Annotated in this window: 12 protein-coding genes; 6 read left to right on the top strand and 6 right to left on the bottom strand. The window is 63.0% G+C overall.

Going from position 1 to position 21673, the window contains the following annotated elements; genetic code table 11:
- Positions 1–1362 precede the first annotated feature (1362 nt).
- The 3 genes from ABMA10_RS00365 to ABMA10_RS00355 all read left to right on the top strand — a co-directional run bounded on the left by ABMA10_RS00365 (position 1363) and on the right by ABMA10_RS00355 (position 5432).
- The gene (locus ABMA10_RS00365) at positions 1363–2547 is read left to right on the top strand and encodes an RCC1 domain-containing protein (protein ID WP_431031061.1); all 1185 of its coding nucleotides are present in this window, start codon (positions 1363–1365) and stop codon (positions 2545–2547) included.
- Between the two features lie 867 nt (positions 2548–3414).
- Positions 3415–4659, top strand: coding sequence for an IS256 family transposase (locus ABMA10_RS00360; protein WP_431030682.1), 1245 nt, complete (start codon positions 3415–3417; stop codon positions 4657–4659).
- A 110-nt stretch (positions 4660–4769) separates the two neighbouring features.
- The gene (locus tag ABMA10_RS00355) at positions 4770–5432 is read left to right on the top strand and encodes a hypothetical protein (RefSeq protein ID WP_431031060.1); all 663 of its coding nucleotides are present in this window, start codon (positions 4770–4772) and stop codon (positions 5430–5432) included.
- 1163 nt (positions 5433–6595) lie between these two features.
- Here the strand turns inward: ABMA10_RS00355 and ABMA10_RS00350 are convergent.
- Together ABMA10_RS00350 and murJ are read right to left on the bottom strand one after the other, a co-directional pair.
- On the bottom strand, positions 6596–7066 hold the full coding sequence (locus tag ABMA10_RS00350) for an SRPBCC family protein (protein ID WP_431031059.1): 471 nt from the start codon (positions 7064–7066) through the stop codon (positions 6596–6598).
- Positions 7067–7730: 664 nt separating this feature from the next.
- Complete coding sequence (gene murJ, locus ABMA10_RS00345) at positions 7731–9332, bottom strand: murein biosynthesis integral membrane protein MurJ (RefSeq protein WP_431031058.1); 1602 nt, start codon at positions 9330–9332, stop codon at positions 7731–7733.
- A gap of 540 nt (positions 9333–9872) precedes the next feature.
- On the opposite strand from murJ, the gene ftsE reads away from it, so the two are divergent.
- Positions 9873–11129 (top strand): cell division ATP-binding protein FtsE, encoded by a 1257-nt coding sequence (gene ftsE / locus ABMA10_RS00340; RefSeq protein WP_431030624.1) that lies wholly within the window; start codon positions 9873–9875, stop codon positions 11127–11129.
- A complete protein-coding gene (ftsX, locus tag ABMA10_RS00335; protein ID WP_431031057.1) occupies positions 11126–12040 on the top strand; it encodes a permease-like cell division protein FtsX in 915 nt (304 codons plus the stop codon). Before ftsE ends, ftsX begins: the two co-directional genes overlap by 4 nt.
- 155 nt (positions 12041–12195) lie before the next feature.
- On the opposite strand, the gene ABMA10_RS00330 is transcribed toward ftsX, so the two are convergent.
- From ABMA10_RS00330 to ABMA10_RS00315, 4 genes are all read right to left on the bottom strand, one after another.
- Positions 12196–12627, bottom strand: a complete 432-nt coding sequence (locus ABMA10_RS00330; RefSeq protein ID WP_431031056.1) for a hypothetical protein — start codon at positions 12625–12627, stop codon at positions 12196–12198.
- A 1130-nt stretch (positions 12628–13757) separates the two neighbouring features.
- Positions 13758–14552, bottom strand: coding sequence for a hypothetical protein (locus ABMA10_RS00325; RefSeq protein ID WP_431031055.1), 795 nt, complete (start codon positions 14550–14552; stop codon positions 13758–13760).
- Between the two features lie 1673 nt (positions 14553–16225).
- Positions 16226–16894 (bottom strand): ABC transporter permease subunit, encoded by a 669-nt coding sequence (locus ABMA10_RS00320; protein ID WP_431031054.1) that lies wholly within the window; start codon positions 16892–16894, stop codon positions 16226–16228.
- A 152-nt stretch (positions 16895–17046) separates the two neighbouring features.
- A complete protein-coding gene (locus ABMA10_RS00315; protein ID WP_431031053.1) occupies positions 17047–17958 on the bottom strand; it encodes an ATP-binding cassette domain-containing protein in 912 nt (303 codons plus the stop codon).
- Positions 17959–18556: 598 nt separating this feature from the next.
- Between ABMA10_RS00315 and ABMA10_RS00310 the strand changes: the two genes are divergently transcribed.
- Positions 18557–20365, top strand: coding sequence for a hypothetical protein (locus ABMA10_RS00310; protein ID WP_431031052.1), 1809 nt, complete (start codon positions 18557–18559; stop codon positions 20363–20365).
- Positions 20366–21673: the final 1308 nt, after the last annotated feature.

Below are 21673 nucleotides of genomic sequence, written 5' to 3'. Positions count from 1 at the left end.
GGAGGCGGCACGCCGGCACTCGCCGCTGTCGAAAGGGGCCGTGATGTGGGGAGCGCCGCCTCTCGACGGGACGGGCAAGGGCAGCCGGCCGTTCCCGCGTTCGGAGCGGGAGCTGGCCCAGGGTCGACCGATGGGGAGTAGCTATCGCTGGGTGTGCATGTGTGGGGACTGGCGATAGTGCGCACGATGCTCGTGTCTGAGGCCATTCGTGTACGCGTGATGGGGAGGGGTTGGCGGCATATCGGGGGATGTGCTGCCCATCCGCAGCTCGCCGGCCCTCAACCCGACTCGTCGAGCAGCCCGCCGAACCGCCGCAACGAGGAGCGGTGCGGCGGGTGACGTGTATCGGCCTCGTTCGAGCCAGCCGTCAGCGACGTGCCGACGTCCCCAGTCGGTCCGCCCTCAGGGTGGCGCCTACGATCGCATGTGGACAGCTGTCTCATTCCAGGCTGCCGCGCCGGTCGAAGCTCCCGGGTCGAGGGGCCGTACAGCGTAGCTCTGTCGTCTTCTGGATTGGCCGAAGCCCCTCAATCTCCAGAGCTGAAACAACCTGACTCAAATTGGAGGATCTGGTACCATAGGCCCTTTGGGGTGCATGCTCGCCAGTCCCGGTAGGAGCTTGGCTTGATACGAGCACACACCAAACCCGCCTTCCGTGAGGACCATTTCATGCCCGCGATTCTTTTCTCGCCTCAGCGCAGCTGGAGAGGCTTCCGCGGCTTTGTTGCTGGCGCGAGCATCGTGCTGGCCTCTCTCGGCGGTGGCGCTGCGGTCGCTGCGACTCCCGCTTTCCCGCCAGCCGCTTCGATGGCTGCGGGGACTCCTGGAGGCGGCATCGTCGACGCACCGGAAGCGATGGGGGAGTTCATCGGATCCGCTGCCGGGGACACGACACTGACTATCGATACACCTGAGGAGCTATACGGCGAAGTTGTCGCTGGACACTGGCAGTCGTTCGCCCTCGATCTGTCCGGGCGCGTGTTCGGGTGGGGCAGTGGGCGTGTCATGGGAGCTGAGACGGGGGTGCCTCTTGGTGAGCAAGGGCACCCAGGGCAGGTTCCGCTTCCCACGACCTCTCCAGTGCGCCGGCTCACCTCAGATGTGGGGACGACGTTCGCTATCACCGAAAGCGGTGAGTTGTTTCGGCTAGGAAACGACCCCGCTGGCGGTCCTCCTTCGGAGACATTCCAACAGGTCCCCTTTCCTCCTGGGGTCGTGGTCATCCATGTTGAGGCGAGTTCCCGGTCAGCCTTTGCTGTTTCCGCTGATGGGGATCTCTACGCGTGGGGAAGTCGGAGTCTTGGGTTGGGGGGCTTTGGGGACGTGGCTTCCCTCCCAGCTCGTATTCCGTTGCCGGACCACGTGGACTTCCGTGAAGTCGCTTCGACGGACAATACGAACGCCGCGCTGACTGCGGATGGCGACCTCTACATGTGGGGACTCGGCCAAGCTTTCCCGGTGCCAACGAGAGTCGACATCGCTGAACCGCTCACCGCGATTAGTGCCAATTTGTTTCGGGGCGTCGCACTCGGGAAGAGTGGAAATATCTATCCCATGACGGGCCTTGGGGCGCCGTCGACCGGCCTTGGAGAAGCGATCTCCGTGCCGACGCTTGGGGCCGTGACTCAAGTGAGTGCTGATGGGGTCCACGTCCTTGCGCTTGATAGCGATGGGCAGGTGTGGGCATGGGGCGGTAACGAGCACGGCGTGCTCGGCGATGGCACCACATCACCCGCGGACAACCCACAGCCCGTGCACATTCCCACTGATGAGTTGATAACTCAGATCGACGCGGGATATCAACATAATATCGTCCTCGACGAGCAAGGCAACGCGTTTACGTGGGGTGCGAACCAATCTCTCGAATCGGGCAGTATCTCTGAACCCATCGTGAGTGCTGCACGGTCCGTGGAGAGTCCGTATCGTGTTGCCGAAGTTTCGTTCGACGGAATCGCTGCGACGAATCTCCAGCCACTCAGTAGCCGCCAGACCTTGGTGACCCCGCCCCCACACGGGCCTGGATTCGTTGATATTGTCCTCGTGCTCGACACGTTCAATACGCACGTAGTGAACCCAATCCTCATGCCGCAACGGTACGAATACGTTGCCCCCATCGAGTTACGTGATGCTGTCCTCCACCCAACCTATGGTGCTTCATGGTCGGTCGCACTAACAGATTCTGTGTTGCATCAGTCCACTCGCTTTCGGGTCGTTGATGGCGAGCTGCCTCCTGGCCTCGAACTCAGCCCCACTGGCGTGCTTTCCGGGAACGCCGAGCAGGAGATGACATCCGAGGTTTCAGTTGAAGCAACCAACGTCATCGGAACCTCATCAGCCACACTCAAGCTGATCGTCACAGCCCCCGCAACTCCTGGCCCATCAACACTTCCCACAGTCAAGCCGGAGGGTTCAGCCAACGAACTCGCCTCGACCGGCTTCGACCCATCCGTATATCTTGTCGGCGCTCTCACGCTCGTGATGCTGGGTGGGGTGCTCTCACGTCAACGTAAGCGCGATCATTCAACTCACACCATGAATGCTCGGTGAGCGGCAGCGTCTCCTGCTGTGTTGCCACCTGCGCCTCCGCGTCAGTGATTACCCACGAGGACGGGGCGTGTCCAGCTGAAGCTTGCAGCTGGCACGGCGCACCGACCATCAGGGTCAGCCGACCCGCTGCACCTCACCACGACCCGACGGTCCTTCGCTGACTTTCTGAACAGCAGAACGCCGCTCCTTTGTGTGAGCGTTACGTCAAAGTATGAGGTTGCTCGCGGGGAGTCATGCGGCCGCGCCGGATGGCGATGAGGGTCATTGCAGCGCCGGTGGCGAAGGTCAGAGCGAGGACCACAAGAGACCATTCGCCGCCCATGGCGGCGCCTGTGAGGAAGCCGGGCCCGTCTAACTTGCCCTGATCAGTGCCCCCCGGTCTCGTTGCCGGACACATTCAGCCCGAAGATCGCACTCTGCGTCGTGTTGAAGGTGCGATCGGTAGCTAGACGTGTTCTGGGAACTCAACTGGGTAAGTACTCCCTACCAGTCCTCGTGGCCAACCTAACAAGCGGCCGCGAGGAGCAACGCTGAACCGAGGCATCGCTGCTGGCGTCCATGCCGATAATCCTCTGAAGTTGACAATGTGTTTTTCGAGCTAGTTGGGGAGCGGGGGGGGTCTATTGTCTTGTCGTTCGGGGTGCCGGTTCGAGACGCCGCCCGAAGAGACTGAGGGTGGGCCGCAGTGCGTCCGCCCTCTGATGCACCTAACAAACCCATGGGAACGGAGAACAAGAATGAAGATGCGCAGTAGTGCCCCATAAGGTGGTGTAGCCTGCGGTGGCCGGCTCGGTCTTGGACGTGAGCGCGGTCACCGTGTGACTCCTTCGAGAAGTCTCTAACCTCCACTCGAAAGGCATCATCACGATGACCGCTCCACATATTGTCGACCCTGCACACCTTCTTGGCGAAGCCCTGACCGACGCGTCTCCCGATCTGATGCGGTCGCTGCTGCAAACCATGATCAACGCGCTCCTCTCTGCCGACGCTGACGCGGTGATCGGCGCCGAGTGGGGCCAACCCACCCCGGGTCGCACCGTCCAACGCAACGGCTACCGGCACCGCGACCTCGATACCCGCGCCGGGACCATCGATGTCGCGATCCCGAAGCTGCGCTCTGGCACCTACTTCCCGGAGTGGCTCCTCGAGCGCCGCAAACGCGCCGAGACCGCCCTGATCACCGTCGTCGCGGACTGCTACCTCGCCGGCGTCTCCACACGCCGCATGGACAAACTCGTGAAGACCCTCGGGATTCACTCGTTGTCGAAGTCGCAAGTGTCCCGGATGGCTGCGGACCTCGACGAGCACGTTGACCAATTCCGACACCGCCCGCTCGGTGATGCCGGCCCATTCACGTTCGTCGCCGCCGACGCTCTCACCATGAAAGTCCGCGAAGGCGGACGCGTCATCAACGCCGTTGTTCTCGTCGCGACCGGGGTCAACGCCGATGGGCGCCGCGAGGTCCTGGGCCTGCGGGTGGCCACGTCGGAGACCGGGGCGGCGTGGAACACGTTCTTCGCCGACCTCGTCGCCCGCGGTCTGACCGGGGTTCGTCTGGTCACTTCCGACGCGCACCGCGGTCTGGTCGAGGCGATCGCCGCGAACTTCCCCGGCGCGGCCTGGCAACGCTGCCGCACCCACTACGCCGCGAACCTGATGTCGGTGACCCCGAAGAGTCTCTGGCCCGCGGTCAAGGCTATGCTGCACTCCGTTTACGACCAGCCCGACGCCGACGCCGTCCACGCCCAGTTCGACCGGCTGTTGGACTACGTCGACGGGAAACTGCCCGCAGCTCACGAACACCTCGACGCTGCCCGCGCCGACATCCTCGCGTTCACCGGGTTCCCCGAGGGGCTCTGGCAGCAGATCTGGTCGAACAACCCGAACGAGCGCCTGAATCGTGAAATCCGTCGCCGCACCGACTCCGTCGGCATCTTCCCCAATCGCGACGCGATCACCCGGCTCGTCGGCGCCGTCCTTGCCGAACAGACCGATGAATGGGCCGAGGGACGCCGCTACCTCGGACTCGACATCCTCGCCAAGAGCCGCCTCACCATCGTCCCCGACACCGGAACCGAGGTGCCCGAACCAGAACTCGCCCTCAGCGCCTAACCCAACGAATCGAAGGACACACGGCTACACCACTCCACGGGGCTTGACCGGGAATACTGGTGGAGCCGCCGGCGTCGGTACCGAATGCTCTGGCCCGTTTCGGGTTCGTGTTGGCTGTCACTCTCGTGGCGTTCGTGATGCTGAAGGATCTCCTGTATCGGCTGATCGGTCGGGAGACTTGGTCGGCGGCGATCTACGTCTTGGCGCCTATGCTGCTTGCCGGAATGATGTTGTTCCTCATGACAGTCGGCATCGTGCTGCCGTCTGAGATCACTTCGGACGCTACCGCTCTTGAGCCTGTTGCGAGAGCTGTCTTACTTCTTCCGGTGATATCGATTTCCGGTCCATTCTTGTTGCTCTCTCCGTTGACAGGCCAGCTCCCGGTTGTCAGGCAGGATGGGCTGATCTTCCACCAGGTGCTCCGCCGGCTCCGTCGAGCGCTCTATGCCGCCGAGCGGCGGGTGGGACGCGCGTCGGAGGACGGCGATGATCGCGGAGTTGAGGAGCATCGTCTGCGTCCGTTCGCGTGGGCAGGAATCGTCGCGTTCGTCCCGATCTTGCCGTTCAACCTGATGTTCGCGGGCTTGGCCTTCAAGCTTGCTCGGGAGCATGCGTACCGAGGTCGAATCGTGGCGTGGCTCGGACTGGTGCTCGGGAGCCTGTTCATGGTGGCAATCGTCGCGTCGCTCGTTCTTGTGTTGGTGCTGCACCTATCGCTCGTTGGCTGTTCCGACGATCCACAGTCACTGTGTCTTGCGAGATCCCGCCCGTAGGCGCCCGCAGTGTGGCCGTACCGTGTCGATCGGGCCGGCGCCACTCTGATGGAAACCAGCGCTGTGCAGTGCTCGGTCGTCATCGTTAGGGGGTGACATGCGCAGTTTCGGCCGCCAATCCACCAGGCTGGTCGCTACCTCACATCGGGCGGGCCCAGCACGTTGAAGACTCGGCGAGAGGCGGATCAGGGGTGCTGGGTGTTTCTCTCGGACTGGCGCACGCTGTTGCGATCGCGCAGACGCTCAGCTGTCGGACGTGCCGCAGAAGTGCCGAACCCGCAGCTCTATTGATCGCAACGCTGTTCGTTCGGTCGGCTGCGTACCGTGGGGCGGTCGTTGGCGGCACCGTCGTGAGGATTCAACTGGAGCGGTACTCCGAACTCCTGGGCATGGACCATGTTCGGGGTTGCACCCGCGCGTGCTCCACAGAAAGACTGGCAGGGTGTCGGATACTCCGCGCTAGCCAGTTGCAGGAACGTATCACGTCGCGTAGAGGAGACGGTTTCGATTTCGTACCATGTAGAGCAGAGACCCTCGCAGTCTCTGCCATGTCAACCGGGAACCTACATCGGCCTACGCCGGTGGGTGGCAGATGTTTCGGCGAATCCACTCCGGAGCATCGGCGGGTGAGAGCTGGCCTCGTCGTATGCGGGTCGTGAAGGTCACGGCAGCTTTCGCCAGTGCTTCGTCAGCTGAGCCTGCCTCATCCTTGAGTAGATGTATGGACAGCCACAAGGTGAGGGGGCCGCCGAGCCTCGCACAGACGGCGACTGTCCCGGCAAAGTGCCGGGCTTGGCCGTCCGTGTCGTCATCGTATTGCGGGTGGAACCCTCGTCCCCAGGCCATGTTGCGCCCTCCACGAGCTGCGTCGATGAACCACAGCGGGCCTCGACGGACGCCGCCCATATTTGCGCCGAGCAGCGTCAAGAACGAACGAGGACGCCGAGAGGGCGTTGCGAGTCGAGTGGCTTCAGCCGCTAACTGAGAACAAGCGCTCACATCATCCACGGCTCACAGTCCTCTCCGCACCATGCCACGCTTTTGCATCGAGTGCCAGAATGTTATTCCGGATCCCAGAATTACCGCTAGCTCGAACATGCGCGCTGTTCCGGTTAGAGCTGGCCGTCGTTATCGAACGATTGCATGTCGGCACCGTTGGTGGCCTAACCGTGACGACCGATGTAGCTGGCGATGTCGTCGAGGTCGGTTTCGATCATCCGGTGGGTCGCGCGTTTCCCGATGGATCCGAAAATACGCATCATGATGCGCTGCGACCATCTCGCGCTTGCCACGGATTCGGCGGCGAAGGTGAAAGTCAATTCGGTCGCATCGGAGCCGACGGGGTCTACCTGAAACGAGGAGATGTAGCGGGCCCCGAAATTACAGGCTTCGGCCGTATATGCGACACCCGGCTGCATGGCGACCACCGTCATCGTCTCGGCGGCGTCTTTCCCGAACATTCTCCGCGTCTCGCTCCAGACGTACCCAACTCCGAATTCGTCCTGTGTCAGGACCGCGACGTCGAGGACGCACGTCAGCATGTGGGGGGCGTTGCCGATGTCGGTGATCGCAGCCCAGACGCGCTCGGGCGGGGCGTTGATCGTTCGAGTGGCGGTGATCGTGGGGATGGGCATGGCGGCCTCCTGAGAAGGGTCATCGCGTTCGACGGCGACGCGGTGATGGCGGTGGTCGGACTGTTGAAGTGGGTGAGTGGGCATGAAGAGGCCCGTGATCAGGATGGTGCGATTTCGGCCGCGATGTTCAGGATGGCTCTGATGAGCCGGACAGTCTCCTCAGGCCTGAGCCGAGCACGCCGAAGGGTTCTCGCGAAACCACAACCCTATTATGCGACGGGTTACCTCAAAAGGACGCATTCTGACTCATCTTCCCGGTCTCGGCCGATCCACTAGCTCGTAGCGCACGTCGCAGGGCGGGTGCTGTTTCCCTGCCTGACAGGTGAACGGAGATGTTGCGGGAGGAGGACCGCGCGGTGGCGCAGCTCGTCGCGCGAATGGGCGGGAGGTGATCGAGATCCCTGGTGCGGGAGCGACGCTGTGCAGGGACGAGCCGTCTCGCGGGGCGGGATCCTCGGGTCGTCGCTGCGGGGGATGGCGCCGGGTTGCTAGGGCAATAGGTGCCCACTCGTCTTCTCGCTGTCGTGGCGGCAGTGCGGCTGGGGCGGAGGGTGGTCGCCATGCAATGTCGTGATGGGTGAACAGTCGCGCACGTCCGAAGCCGCAATCGGTCTTCGTGTGCGGGTAGTCTCGGGCGGGGCCGGTTGGGATCAGAGGCCGGAGATCAACGAGTGTTCGCCGGTGACGTGTGGGAGCCTGGAGTTCTGCGGCCGATGATGAATCGCCTCGCTGAGGGGTCTCGGGTCAGGAGGCATCCTGTCGAATAGACGAGCACGGTGACTGTGGCCGCGAGTGCGACACGGAACACGGCGTCGAACCTGAGGCTCTCCGTGATCAGAGGCACCACTTGAAGGAGCAGGTGGGCTGATCCAATACCAACGAGCGCGAGGGCAACCTGAATGGCACCGCGGGCCAGGAGCTTCCGACTTGCGCGTTTCCAAGCGGACCGCTGTTTGAGCTGAGTGCGGATCGCAAACCAGCCATAGATCGCAGCCACCCAATGGGCAACAGCGATCGAAGCCGCGATACCGAGAACGACGAGCGTCGGGGGAAGCAGACTTGCGCTCAAAATGCTGCCGATGGCAATCAGAGCAGCGATGCTGATGGCCTGGATGAACGGGCTCAGGGCGTTCTCATAGCTGAGCGATGCTCTCTGCGTGAGGTAGATCACGCTGAAGGGCACGATCATGAAGGCGAGTCGTGAGATGACCTGTCCGATAGTCGCGCTGTCCCACAGCGCCTCTCCGAGCAGCGGACCGAAGGCTACGAGGAAAACTGTGGCCACCACTCCGGATATCGAGATGATCCCGGTCCCCGCGCTGATGATATCGGTGACCTCGTGATGCCGGTCATTGGCTGCCGACGCACTCATCCGAGTGAACAGTGCAGTGACGACGGAAACTGTGACCAGGGCGTGAGGTAGTAGCACGATCAAGTAGGCATTTGACAGTGAATTGAGACTCGCTCCTTCCACACCGAGCCGGTTCAGCTCAGCGCCGGCTCCTGAGGCCGCGCTGGATGTGAACACGAATGCCACTTGGCCGGCGAGAACACCGAGGAAGGTCCAACCGGCCGTGCGACCGGTTTGACCTAATCCCTGCAGACTGAAACGCCAACGAAACCGGATACCGGATCGCGTTATCACAAACCACAAGATCAGTGCCTGTGTGAGGGTTCCTGCGGTAGCGAAGCCGGCGATGAGCGCGACCATGCCCGGAGTCCAGGCTTCGGCAGACACGGTGCCGTTCGGGATGACGAGGAGGAAGACGACGATTCCGGCGATTGCAACGACGTTCGATATCGCCGGCGCCCACATATAGGCACCAAAACGAGATGTCGCGTTCATCACTTGACCCAGGACGGAGAACGCGATCAGGAAGAACATTTGCGGCAGGCACCAGTACGTCATCGTCGTGGCCAGGCGAAGCCATGAGCTCGGCCAGTCGGACACATACAGTTGGACAAGTAACGGTGCGCAGACGACTGCTGCTGCCGTGAACACCAGGCCGCCGACCAGGGCCAGGGTGAACACCTGATCCAGGTACTCCCGCCCGCCATCGGCACGCCCTAACGCGCGCACGATCTGTGGAACGAGCACTGAGCCGAGCACCCCTCCCGCAATCAGCGTGAAGAGGTTGGTGGGCAAATTGTTGGCGACATCGAACGCTTGGCCACCGACCGCGGCGCTCGTTCCACCGATGGCTGCAACGAGCAGGATCGAACGCAGAAACCCGAGGCCCCGAGAGACGAGGGTGCCAGAGGTCATGAGCGCTGACGAGCGGGCTGTCGAGCGGGTCAACGGCTGTCGACCAGCTGACTGACGAAGACGGGACATGGGACGTCAACCTAGCAGGACCGACCCGGCCACTCGTCGAGTGTCGGGATCACTCCGGCCGCCCAGATAGGCCGGGAGAGTGGCTGTTGCCCGCAATTGCCTGGTGCACTACCCTCGCATCAGCTCCGAGGGGTCTGATGCTCCTGCGCGAAGCAGGCTTTCAACTGAAGACGTGGTCTCACGGAGCCGGCTCGGCGGCTTTGCGGCTCGCCTGCTCGCTCTCGTAGTGCGCGTGTGGTTGATCAGTGCGATGTCTGGCGCCCGTCGTTCGTCGCTCGGCTACGGGCGGGCGGTGCACGTCCGCTCGCGACGGTGCGGTCCGCCGGGAGTCGCGCGTTGCGCTCCCCGATGATGTCCTCGAACACGCGGGGAGACGGCAGGAATTGGCGCGTCTCGAACCTTCTACTTTCGCATGCGAACTCACCGGTGACGACCGAGTTGTGGGGAGTGGGTCTCTAGGCTCAAGGAGCCATGATTCGGTTTGATCACATCTCCAAGAAGTATCCGGGGACCTCGCGTCCCGCGCTGAACGACGTCGATTTCGAGATCCTCCGTGGAGAGTTCATCTTCCTCGTCGGTGCTTCGGGATCCGGCAAGTCGAGCTGCCTCCGCCTGATGCTCAAGGAGGACAAGCCGAGCAAGGGCAAGATCCACGTGCTCGGTCACGACCTCGGTTCGATCTCGAACCGCAAGGTCCCGTACTTCCGCCGCAGCCTCGGGGTGGTGTTCCAGGACTTCCGTCTGCTTCCGAGCAAGACGGTCTACCAGAACGTCGCATTCACCCTTCAGGTGATCGGCAAGTCGCGCGGATTCGTCCAGGAGGCCGTCCCTGACGTCCTCAAGATGGTCGGTCTCGAGGGCAAGGCCCAGCGCCTCCCGCACGAACTCTCCGGTGGTGAGCAGCAGCGTGTCGCGATCGCGCGAGCGATCGTGAACAAGCCACAGATCCTCCTTGCCGATGAGCCGACGGGTAACCTCGACCCCGCGACGAGCTCCGGCATCATGCAGCTCCTCGAGCGCATCAATGCCAGCGGCACGACGGTCGTGATGGCGACGCACGAGGCAGGTTTCGTCGATCAGATGCAACGCCGCGTGATCGAGCTCCAGGACGGACGCATCGTCCGAGACGAGCGTCACGGTGGCTACGGCACGACTGCCGCGATCCCCGGCCTGGTCCGCGGGTCCTCCAGCACTGCTGCGTCCACTCCGATCCGCGCCGACGCAGAGCCGACGACGAGCACGATCGCAGCAACGGCGGTCGCCGCAACCGCCGCGACCCCCGTCGTCCCGAGTGAGCCAGCGGTCGCCCCGACGGTCACCCGTGAGCCGGTCCGCCCGGACACCACCCCGGTCGTCGTCGAGACGCCGACTCCGGCGGCTCCCGAGCCGACGCCGGTCGCTACCGCTCCGGTCGAGGCCCCGGTGTCCGTACCGGAGGTGGCGCAGCCCGAGTCGGTGCAGCCCGAGCCGGCCTCGCAGCCGGAGGCGGCGCCGGTCGTCGAAGCGGCCGCAACCGACGAGGCGGCGGCACTCCCGCCTGCCGCTCCGGCCCCGGAGGTCGCACCTCCCCAACGCCTGAGCAATGCGACCGGCCCCATCGGGTTGCCGGCGCGGAACGAGATCGACCCCATCGAGGTCGAGCACCTGTCGCTCGCTGAGCGGCTCGGCCTGCGCGCTGCGGCGCGGGGCCCTGAAGACGATGAACAGAACGTGGGGCCGACCAAGTGAGACTCGCACTGATCTGGTCCGAGGTCTGGAACGGCCTGCGCCGCAACGTCTCGATGGTGGTCTCCGTCGTCCTCGTGACGTTCATCTCGCTCACCTTCGTCGGTACCGCCGTCCTGCTCCAGATGCAGATCGGCCAGATGAAGAACTACTGGTACGACCGGGCTCAGGTCGCCATCTACCTCTGCACCGCAGACAGCGCCGGGGACACCTGTGCTGCCGGCGCAGCGACCGAAGAGCAGCGTGCCGCCGTCCAGGGCGCGCTCGAATCGTCCACGCTCGCTCCATTCGTCGACAAGTTCTACTTCGAGGACCAGGCGCAGGCGTTCACGAACTTCCAGGAGCAGTTCAAGGGCAACGACATCGCCCAGTTCGTGACCGCGGACCAGCTTCCCGAGACCTTCTGGGTCAACATGAAGGACGCCTCACAGTCCGACGTGCTCGTCGAGGCCTTCTCGGGCGTGGCCGGCGTCGAGCAGGTGACGGACCAGCGGCAGTACCTCGACCAGATCTTCTCGGTGCTCAACATCGCCAGTTACACCGCGATCGGGATCGCAGCACTCATGTTGGTCGCCGCGGCGCTCCTCATCGCGACGACCATCCGATTGTCGGCGTACTCGAGACGCCGGGAGCTCGGGATCATGCGATTGGTGGGTGCATCCAACCGGTTCATCCAGACACCGTTCATCCTCGAAGGTGTGTTCGCGGCGCTCATCGGTTCGGTGCTCGCTGCGGGGGCGGTGATCACCATCGTGCAGGTGTTCGTCCAGGGCTACCTGGCGGATCGCATGCGACTCACCGAGTTCATCGACGTTGGCGACGCAGTGGTCGTGGTACCCATTTTGATCCTTGCGGGAGTGATTGTTGCGGCAGGATCTGCTCGCATCGCTATCGTCCGGTACCTGAAGGTATAACCCAGAACCCTCCCCGCTCGCCGAGTGCGCGACTCTTGAGTACTGCGAACGGCTTCGTCGACGATCGACAGGCGCTCATCAGTGCCGACATCGTTGCGCCGTCTTCGTCGCTGAGTAGCCGCGTATTCCGATCAAGGCAACGGGCGGTGGACGGGCTACTTCGCGGCGCGAGTCGTCGCGTAGACCGTATGCGCCACACGGGTCCAGTCGCCATCGAGATCGCTCATGGTGTGCACGACCATGACATCGGAATCGGTAGTGACCTGAATCCGTCCGTCCTCGAGCTGGCAGCTCGACACCCATGCTGTGCTGCGCTGATCCTCGGCCAGGACGCAGACACTGGAATCGCTGACGCTGCGTCCGAGATAGATTGCGACGTGTTCGTAGTCACCGGCGTGGCGAATACTCTCGAGCCTGACGCCAGCCTCGTCAGCGACCGCCTCGCTCACTTCATCTTGCGAAGTCGCGCGCCGCAACAGATCCTGAGGAAGCTGCGCGCATCCTGCGACGGCCGCAATAAGGACAACACATATTGCTCGCCCAAACGCCTCGTAGACGTGTGGCGCGCGCGCTGCAGGCGTTGGCATGCACTGAGCATGCACCATGATCCTTGGCGCACGGCCACCCAGGAGTCGACAAAGTACACTTTCGTTCCACCGTTTGCGGCAATACTGTGGCGCTGACCGACACGTCACTGGCGGCCAGGCCCGACTCGATGCCGGGGCCAATGGGCGAACACCTTGATGTGTTCAACGTCGCCACGGCGACTTCAAGGTCCAGGTGGTGGCCGACGAGGGGGCGGGCTCTGTCGGCCCTATGCGTGCGTGGTGGTCGCGGCGCGTTCCACCGTACTGACGTGCGCCGTCGCTTGCGCTGTGGCGAGGCAGCGCCATCGAAACAGCCGCCCCGCTTTCGTGCGCGCACGAAAGTCGCCGATGGAGCGCTGCAGCAGAGCCTATGGGATGCCTCGGGGAATCTAAGGCGATGGGCGGGGCGGATGCTGTACCCCACGATGGCGGCGTCGGTCCTCGCATAGTCGATGCGCCGCCGGTGCGGTCTCCGTCATGGAAGGCTGACGAGTCATTCGGCAGTCAGCCCGCTTGAGGCCGCAACTACTGTTCGAAGAGCCACCGACGGAGGCGCGCGGCCTGTGCGGTGGGAGTGTCGCATGTCTTGTCGTCGATTTTCCCATGGGTGTCATGGGCCGATTGCGGTGGCGGATCCCGAGCGCCACACTGACGACGGCTACGCCACGATGAGAGCGAAGGCGATCGCCCAAAAGCGCTCCACCAGTGAAGCGTCCCGCGTCACGCTCTCTTGTGTCTCGGAGTGTGCGTGTTGGCCAGAGAATCGTGGAGGCGTTGTTGCGCCGGAAATGATGCAACGCCTGGGTCGATCCTCTTGCAATCATGAACCACAGGTGGCACCAGCGTGAACGTTGCGTTCCGTTCGGGAACAACGAGCAATCCGCCTTTCGACGCTGGCCAGCGTTCGACGCGGACGCGCGGCCGATTGGTTCAACATGGCTGGAACCCGCTCGGGCTGATGCGAGCGCGAGGCAGAGCGGAGAGATCACTCGGGCTGGAGAATCGGCGCACTGAGCCCAGACCGGGCCGTGGGTCCCAGCTGCATCAGCATCGGCGCTGGACCCCACAGACGCATGGCCCGAGTTCGGTGGTGAGTCGTCCGCCATGCGCGACGTTGCTTCGAGCATGCCTCACGGCCGATTGGCCTCCCATGTGCTGCAGAAGTCCTTGAAAGCTGGACCTAGGGCGCTCACGTCTGCCTCGAAGGAGGCAACAGTGGTGCCGGAATTCTCGAGACTCTCTGCAGCACTGGCGACCTGCGCGGAGATCCCGGGGTAGGTGCGGTCAGCTTCCGGTCGAGCTGGGAGGGCGAATACCACCACGTCACGCACTTCGGACGCCGTGAAGGCTGAACAGGCACTGATCACCTCTTCCGATTCCGTCAGAGGCGCGGGGTCCGCTTCGTAGTCGGTGAATCGTTGAGGTGAGACCTGTAGGTGCGCGCTGAGCTCGTCCAAGAGCTCGGGGCTGCCGACCGCGAACCAGTTCATGCCTACCAGAATTTGATTCGTTTCCGACAGTGTTGAAGTCCAGCCTGGCAGCACCTGTTGAACGGAAGTGTTCTGCTCATACACGCGGAATAGCAGCGTCGCGTCATTGTCATACACGCAATTGAACCCGCGCATGGTGTCGTAAAATTCAACGTCATCCTGCAGCACATCAAATTGAGCACATGAAAACGAATCCGCCACGGACGCCACCCGCTCGAAGCTGACGTGCAGCTCGGATGCAGGCGTGGCGGTACAACCCGCCAGCACGAGCGTCGTCGCTGCTGCCAGGACCGACGATAAACACCGTCTATTCCGCTGGTGACAATCTACGCCTTTGTCTCCGAGACGCCCGACATTCGCAGCTGGCTGGGACTCAACCAGTTCCTTCCCCAAGTCCTGCCGTGCACTTCCACAAGATGCATCAGGATGGAACATATTGCCCTCCTCGTCTTTCGGTGGTTCCGAGTACTCAAGGAGACATCCCCCGGACGCTCTCTCGCGCAAGGCATGAATCCCCTGTTCCCGCGCTGTTGCGATAAGTGTCTCATAGTTCCATTCTGGACAGAATGAACCATAATGTTGCAATCTGCCCCAGTTCATCATGGAAGCAAGGGGAGGTGACTTGCCGTTCGGGCGAAAAAGCTGATGGTGGTCGATCGGTGGAGCGGCGGGGGGGGGGGGGGAGATCTTCCTCCAGCCAAGCGTGACCCGCAGGTCTGACTGACGGGTTGGCCGCAGCAGGTCATCTCCATCGAGATGCGAGCCGTCCCAGCTCGAGTGCCGACAGGTCGGGCCCGTACTACTGGTACCCGCGAGCTACCGTGCACAGTTCACGGCCAACAACATGGCGTTCGTGGTGTAGCCCGCGCGGCGGTCTGAGGCAGGGGCAGCGTCACGCTCGTGTCGAACGACGTACCGGATCGTGATCGTTTCGCGCGCTGTTGTGCGGGTCATGCCGGCCGTCGTGCGGGGGCTGTACGTGCCCCTGCCTCGTCGTGTCGCGGTCGACTGCAGCCCTGCCGGACGCCGTGCCGGAGCGGGGCTACTGATGAGCGGAGTGTGCTCCGTGTGGTGTGGCTTTCTCGGCGCTGGTTTCGAGCAGTCAACATTGGCACGTTCAACTGTGCAGAATATCCGTGAGCCCCAATTGCCTTGAGGTGGAATGTGTGGGTGGCCGACCGGGATGGCCTGCCACCCACACGGCGGCTCGCATCATCTGTGACGACGCGTCCGCCAACCAGCAACTCGTCGGGGGGACACCGTGCTGGTTCAGACAAACTAGCCCACTTTGAAACAATTTGTCCTCTTTTAGTGGATATTCGTTTCGCACGTGATCGGTACGGTCTGTGGTGGACATCACCGCGATCACATGCGCCGGAGGACCGCACGCGATGGCTCGTCTCCGGTTGCCGGGCGCGATCACGTGTCAGCAGGATCGGCGGACGAATCGGGGGATACGCTGCCGGCCCTATATTCATGAGGCGCCGGGTGGCGTGACAAGAGGCTTCGACGCAGACGTGCGGAGCCTACGGTCGCTGACGCCCAGTCACTGATGATTCCCCTGGGTCGGCGGTGCCGTGAGCATGTCGAAACGTGCCGTGGATCATTTGTGGCTGGGCTTCTGGCCCGGCTTGGCACTGGACCGTCCGCGCATGCATATTAGAACCGACTCCCAGGCATGAACGGCTCACCCTGATCAGTGTGCCGGCCCAGCGGCGCTGCCCTCCATGGCGCGTTCGTCGCATGGCGTGCTGCGGCGATATCCCCTGCCATGCTGCTCATCGTTCTTATTGGGTGTGGCGGTGGCCGGTCAAGTGCAGACCGATACGAGTCTGCGGGTTAGCCTCAGTGTTCAATAGCGGCGTTCGCCTGCGTGCTCGGTCCGGCCTGAGGTGGTCGCCGAGCCGGGAGGACCCGTGTCGAGGGCCAGTGCAGAGACGATGCAGATGTGAGCGAACCGACATCAGCATGGACTGTTGCAGGTGGCGATTCGGTGCGCGCGACATGCGTAGCGCCGTTCGTCCTCACCGGGCATCCATGGTGTTCCAGGCCGGAAACTCACGTCTTCACTCGGGCTCGAAGATTCTCGGAGCTGATCGCGGCACTGCTTAGGCGTCACGGCGCTTGAGCACGGCTGCGCCACCGATGACGGCCACCGCAGCCCAGGCGGCGACGATCAGGATGTTCTGCCATGCAGCGAACTGGGTCGTGTCGCTATTGACGAGCCGCTGGCCTGCGACACTCAACAGGTAGGGCATCGCGTCGTTAAACCATGTGATTTGCGTCAGGCTGAAGATCGTTGACAGTGCGATCGGGAGCAAGAAGATCGTACCCAGTCCCGCCGCGATGCCGCCGGCGCTCGAGCGCAGCATCGTTCCGAGGCCGAGCGCGAACACTGAAACGAGGCCGAGGTACAGCCCCATTGCTCCGACGACGGACAGCGCCGTTGGGTCGAAAAGGCTGACCGAGTACCCCTTTCGAAGAAGCCCTGGGGTGGCGATTGCCCAAGCGCCCCCCGCGCAAACTGCACCGATGACAAAGGAGCACGCGAACAACACCAGGGCCTTCCCTGCAAGCATGGATAGTCGATCGGGGACTGCAGCGAGCGAGGAACGGATCATCCCGGTGGAGTATTCGCCCGTGATCATGAGCACGCCAAGCACGACGACGGCCAGCTGGCCCGCGAACACCCCGACAGTGGCCACGCTGATTGCGAAGGCCGTGTGGCTCTCGACGGCAATTCCGGTCGTTGCCGCGTCGGGTACGGTGACCGTCATCAGTGCACTGAAGCCCAACCCGAGGGCAAGGACGAGGGCATATGTCCAGAGTGTTGAACGCAGGGTGCGGAGTTTGATCCATTCCGATCGCACCACCCGCGGAAAGGACAGTCGCGGGCGCTGAGCCGGACGCGGTTCAGAGTGTGCAGCGTTCACGCGGTGTGCTCCGTTCGGTACTCAACTTCGTCTTGCGTGAGGCTGAGGTAAGCCTCCTCCAGAGAAGCGTTGACGGGGGTGAGTTCGTAGATGGGGATGGCGGATCGTGCCGCCAAGGTGGCTACTTGCTCGCTACTGAGGCCAGTGACTTCAAGAACGTCGTGACTCACGGCGGTGATCGTGATGTGTTCTCCAACAAGCAGGCGCATGAGCTGCCCGGTCTGAGGAGTCCGCACTCGCACCATGGTTCGGGCTGCGCGGTTGAGAATCTCCGCAACCGGGGCGTCCGCGATGATCCGCCCACGCCCGAGAATGATGATGTGATCGGCGGTTTGCGCCATCTCGCTCATCAAGTGCGAGGAGAGAAACACCGTGCGGCCCTCGCCGGCGAATTGCCTGGCAAGCAGTCGAACCCACTGCACGCCCTCCGGATCCAACCCATTCACCGGCTCGTCGAACACCACAATGTGCGGATCTCCGAGCAACGCTGCCGCGATACCCAAGCGCTGACCCATTCCGAGCGAGAACCCGCCCACGCGCTTGTGGGCAACGGGTTCGAGCCCCGTCAAAGCGATGACGTCCCCCACGCGGCGCTTCGAGATCCCATGAGTCGCCGCCATCGCCAGAAGATGGTTGTATGCGGTGCGGCCGGTGTGGATGGCTTTCGCATCGAGCAGCGCGCCGATCTCCCTCAGAGGCGCTCGGAGATCCTTGTACTGCTTCCCGTTCACGGTGGCGGTGCCCCGCGTGGGCTGGTCAAGGCCCATGATCATCCGCATGGTGGTGGACTTGCCGGCACCGTTCGGTCCGAGAAACCCGGTCACCACACCCGGCTGGATCGTGGCCGAGATGTCCTGCACGGCGGTCTTTTTGCCATAGGCCTTTGTGAGGCCGTCAAGTTGGATCATGCTCTGCTCTCTGTTGTCGTCGACCTGGAGGGGGCGGGTTCATTCACCTGCGCGTTCGCCAGCTAGGCCATCCTCGAAGTACCTGCGTGAGGAGCTCCTGCACCCGGCGCACGGACGGCACATGGGCCTCCAATCATGCTCCGGTTCGGTTCATTATGACTCAAGTCGACTCAAAGACCAGATGAATTGGGTGCGCCGGATTGACCGCGACTTGCCAGCAGGCTCGACCGGCGCCCCGCCCCACGCCTGAACGAATCTCTCTACGCGCCGCCTTGGCTGGCTTTCATGCCACCCCTCGTGCGGCGACGAAACGGCCACTTGCCCTGGAGTGTGTGCCCAGACATCGCGCACCCCAGTCGGACGAATCGTGCTAATTTGAAACGGAATGCATCACTCTGGAGGCTTGCCACGCTCCGTTCCAATGTGCCGCCACCCTGACTTCCATCGCTGAAACCTCCCCATGAAACTCTGCAGCCGTCGCGCATCATCCGCCTCAAGGAATCGTTCCGGTGCAACCCGCCGAACCGTGCTCCCACTCATCGGGATAGTAGTCGCGCTCGCTACGTCTGCCGGGGCCACATCTCCCGTGGTCCGTGACGTGAACCCACCGCAGGCGAGCCCGACGACCGGGGGTGCCACCGTCTCGTTCAATGTCGACGACCTCGACGTCCGTTACGCTGACGTATCCGTCGCGGGCAGGTCTTCATATGGCGTTACTGACGACGGGGAGGTGTATTCGTGGGGCCTGAACTTCTCGGGTCAACTCGGTCACGGCGATACCAATAGCCGTAATACTCCCGGCTTGATCGTCTTCCCGGACGAGGCGAGGATCACCCAGCTGAGCACCAGCAGCAATTATGGTGTCGATCGTCTCGCTGGCCACGTACTCGCCCTGAGTGCTGACGGCCGTGTGTACTCATGGGGCAACAACGACTCCGGCCAGTTGGGAGACGGATCAACGACAAACACGTCTGAACCGAACGTCGTCTCCTTCCCCGACGGAACAGTGATCACCTCAATCGCATCCGGAGGCGCCGGTGGCCGCAATGGCGGTGCACACAACTTCGCGGTGGCATCCGACGGAACCTTGTATGCATGGGGAGGAAACACCTGGGGTCAACTGGGAGACGGCACCACAGCCACACGCTTCAGCCCCACCAAGATAGTCATGCCAGACGGGGTCGCCATCAGCTCGGTCACCGCGGGCCAGGCACACAGCGCGGCAATCTCCACCACAGGCGACTTGTATACGTGGGGCGCGAACTTTCGTGGTGAAATCGGCGACGGGACATTTGGGGGGCGGAAGCCCCCACAGCGCATCAACGTCGCGGGCGAAGGAACCGTCGTCACCCAGGCCAGCGCAGGCGAAGCATCCACCATCGCAGTAACCTCAACCGGGGAAGTCTATTCATGGGGCGCTGGCCTGGATGGACGGCTCGGCAACGGATCAGACGCAGATCAAGCCCTGCCAGGCTTGGTGCCCATCCCCGGAGATCAACCCATCACCGCCGTGAGCACCGGCCAGACCGGGAGCAGCTTCGCCCTCAGTGCGGCTGGTGAAGTGTACGCCTGGGGCAACAACGAGCACGGATCGCTCGGAGGATACCCTGGCCCATCACAATCCACTCCGACGCTCGTCGACCTGGCCGCAGGAACGACGACAATCCGTGCTGGCAGGCAACACGCACTCGCTGTCACCACAGACGGTCACATCTATACCTGGGGGACCCTGCCAGGAGCGACACACCCATCCAACCCGCAGCGCATCGCGAGTGCCCGCACCGTGACGAGCATGCAGGTCGGTGATGCACCCGCACCCTCGTTCCAACATCTCGCACCAGACACAATCACGGTAGTCACCCCACCCCAACCGCCGGGGCTCGCCCCAGTCGCGGTGACCACGACGAGCCACAATGGCCTCCGACCAGACACTCAGACTCTGCCCGACATGGTCCGATATCTGCACTCGCCGACACTGCCTGAAGAAGCGCCGCCGCCCGCAACCATTGGCAAAGCCTATTCATATGAGCTTTCTGCGACAGATGATGAATCCGCGCGCGTCGCGGTTTCAGACGGCGCCCTCCCAGACGGATTGCAGCTGGAGGATGGAACCATCTCCGGCACCCCTTCCAAGAGCGCAACCACACAAACCTTCACGGTCGAGAACAGCAACGTCCTCGGCAGCGTTACGGGAACCTACACGCTTACCGTCTGGCCTGGTGCCTCAACACTCACCCCCGAGGAGCCCTCGGCGACGTCGACGCAACCCGCCCATGCCCGAGCTCTGCCTGCAACAGGAGCCTCAATGCACGCCCTCGGGTTGGCCGCTCTGCTCCTGACCACAGGGCTAGGAACCCTCGGTGTGAAAATCGTTGCGCGCAAACGAAAGCACCTCAACCACAGTTAGCCGACTCTGCGTTCCGGCTGTGCGCCACCCGGAAGCGAATGCGGCTCGCAAAGCTCGGTCGTTCCATAACCCGCTGCGGCCCACACCACTTATTCGCGGTAAGAGCGGCACTGCTTCCCGCCACCGTCATGTTCTCGTGCGGTGCCGCGTCGAACAGTCGCCGACTTGAGCCACTCGAGCCTCGACGCACCGGCCGATACGAAATTGGCGAGGACACGGGCGGTCGCAGCGCTGATCGGAGTATTTCTCGAGCCGCGCCATGCCGGCAGGACCGCTTTCAGGCCGAGAGCTCTTCAAGTAAGCCTTCGGTGCCCGTCCCTCAGGCAAGCTGAGCCGCCGATTGCTGACGGATCGAGCGTTGCCCTAGCGATCTGAACCCGCCCACCGGGCCTGCACTGGGCCTGTCACGGCGAGAACAAGATGGTGATCCCCCGCGACGGGGTCGATCGTTGTGCTTTTTCACAAGTGCTACACACTGCGCTAATTTGGGACATAGTGTGTTGGAATGATGGATTGCTACGGGAATACACTTACGACGAATCCTCCTGCCGGGGAGTTCTATCGGCTGGGCTTGGAGAAGGTGCTCCGATTGACATCTGGCGCCCTCGACGCATTCAGCGCGTCTGTGGTCGCCGACCCAGGTTTCGCGCTGGGCCACGCGGCGCTCGCGCTCCTGGGTTTCGAATTCGGCGCTGCGGTCGACGTCACGAAATGCGCGCACGCGGCACGCCTCGCAGCTGTGAGCGCGAGCGCATACGAGCGCAGCCAGGTCCATGCAGTTCTCGCACACATCCGTGGAGACTCGGACCCATTACTGAAACATCTCGGAGCATACCCGCGAGATGCGCTCTTACTCTCGACGGCTGTCCCAACTATCGCGTTTCGTGGAGTGACGGCGGTTCCGGAGGAAACCTGGGAACTGATGGATCGCGTGGCGCCTGCATATGGGGACGACTGGTGGTTCATCGGCTTGATGACCTTTGTTCGCCAGGAGCAAGGCGTTACGACGAAGCCATGGAACTATCCATGCGATCGCTCAAGGAGCAGCCCGGCGCGGGCCATTCCGCGCATGCACGAGCGCACGCCCACTACGAAACCGCTGACCACGACGCAGGCCTGGCCTGGATGGACAGTTGGGTGCATGACGAAGGCGCCGCTACTCACGGCATCAGGCACTTCTCCTGGCACGCAGCCCTCCATGAATTGTTTATGGGTGATCTTGATGCAGTCCGTCGGCGGTACGAAGCAGAATTGCTCCCGTCTCCCGACCTTGGGGGGGCGAACACTGATCGACACTGGGTCGCTGCT

Source organism: Plantibacter sp. RU18 (assembly GCF_050613355.1).
Classification (GTDB): domain Bacteria; phylum Actinomycetota; class Actinomycetes; order Actinomycetales; family Microbacteriaceae; genus Plantibacter.
Note: the sequence above shows the minus strand (reverse complement) of the source record. Positions and strands in the feature narration are given on the sequence as shown.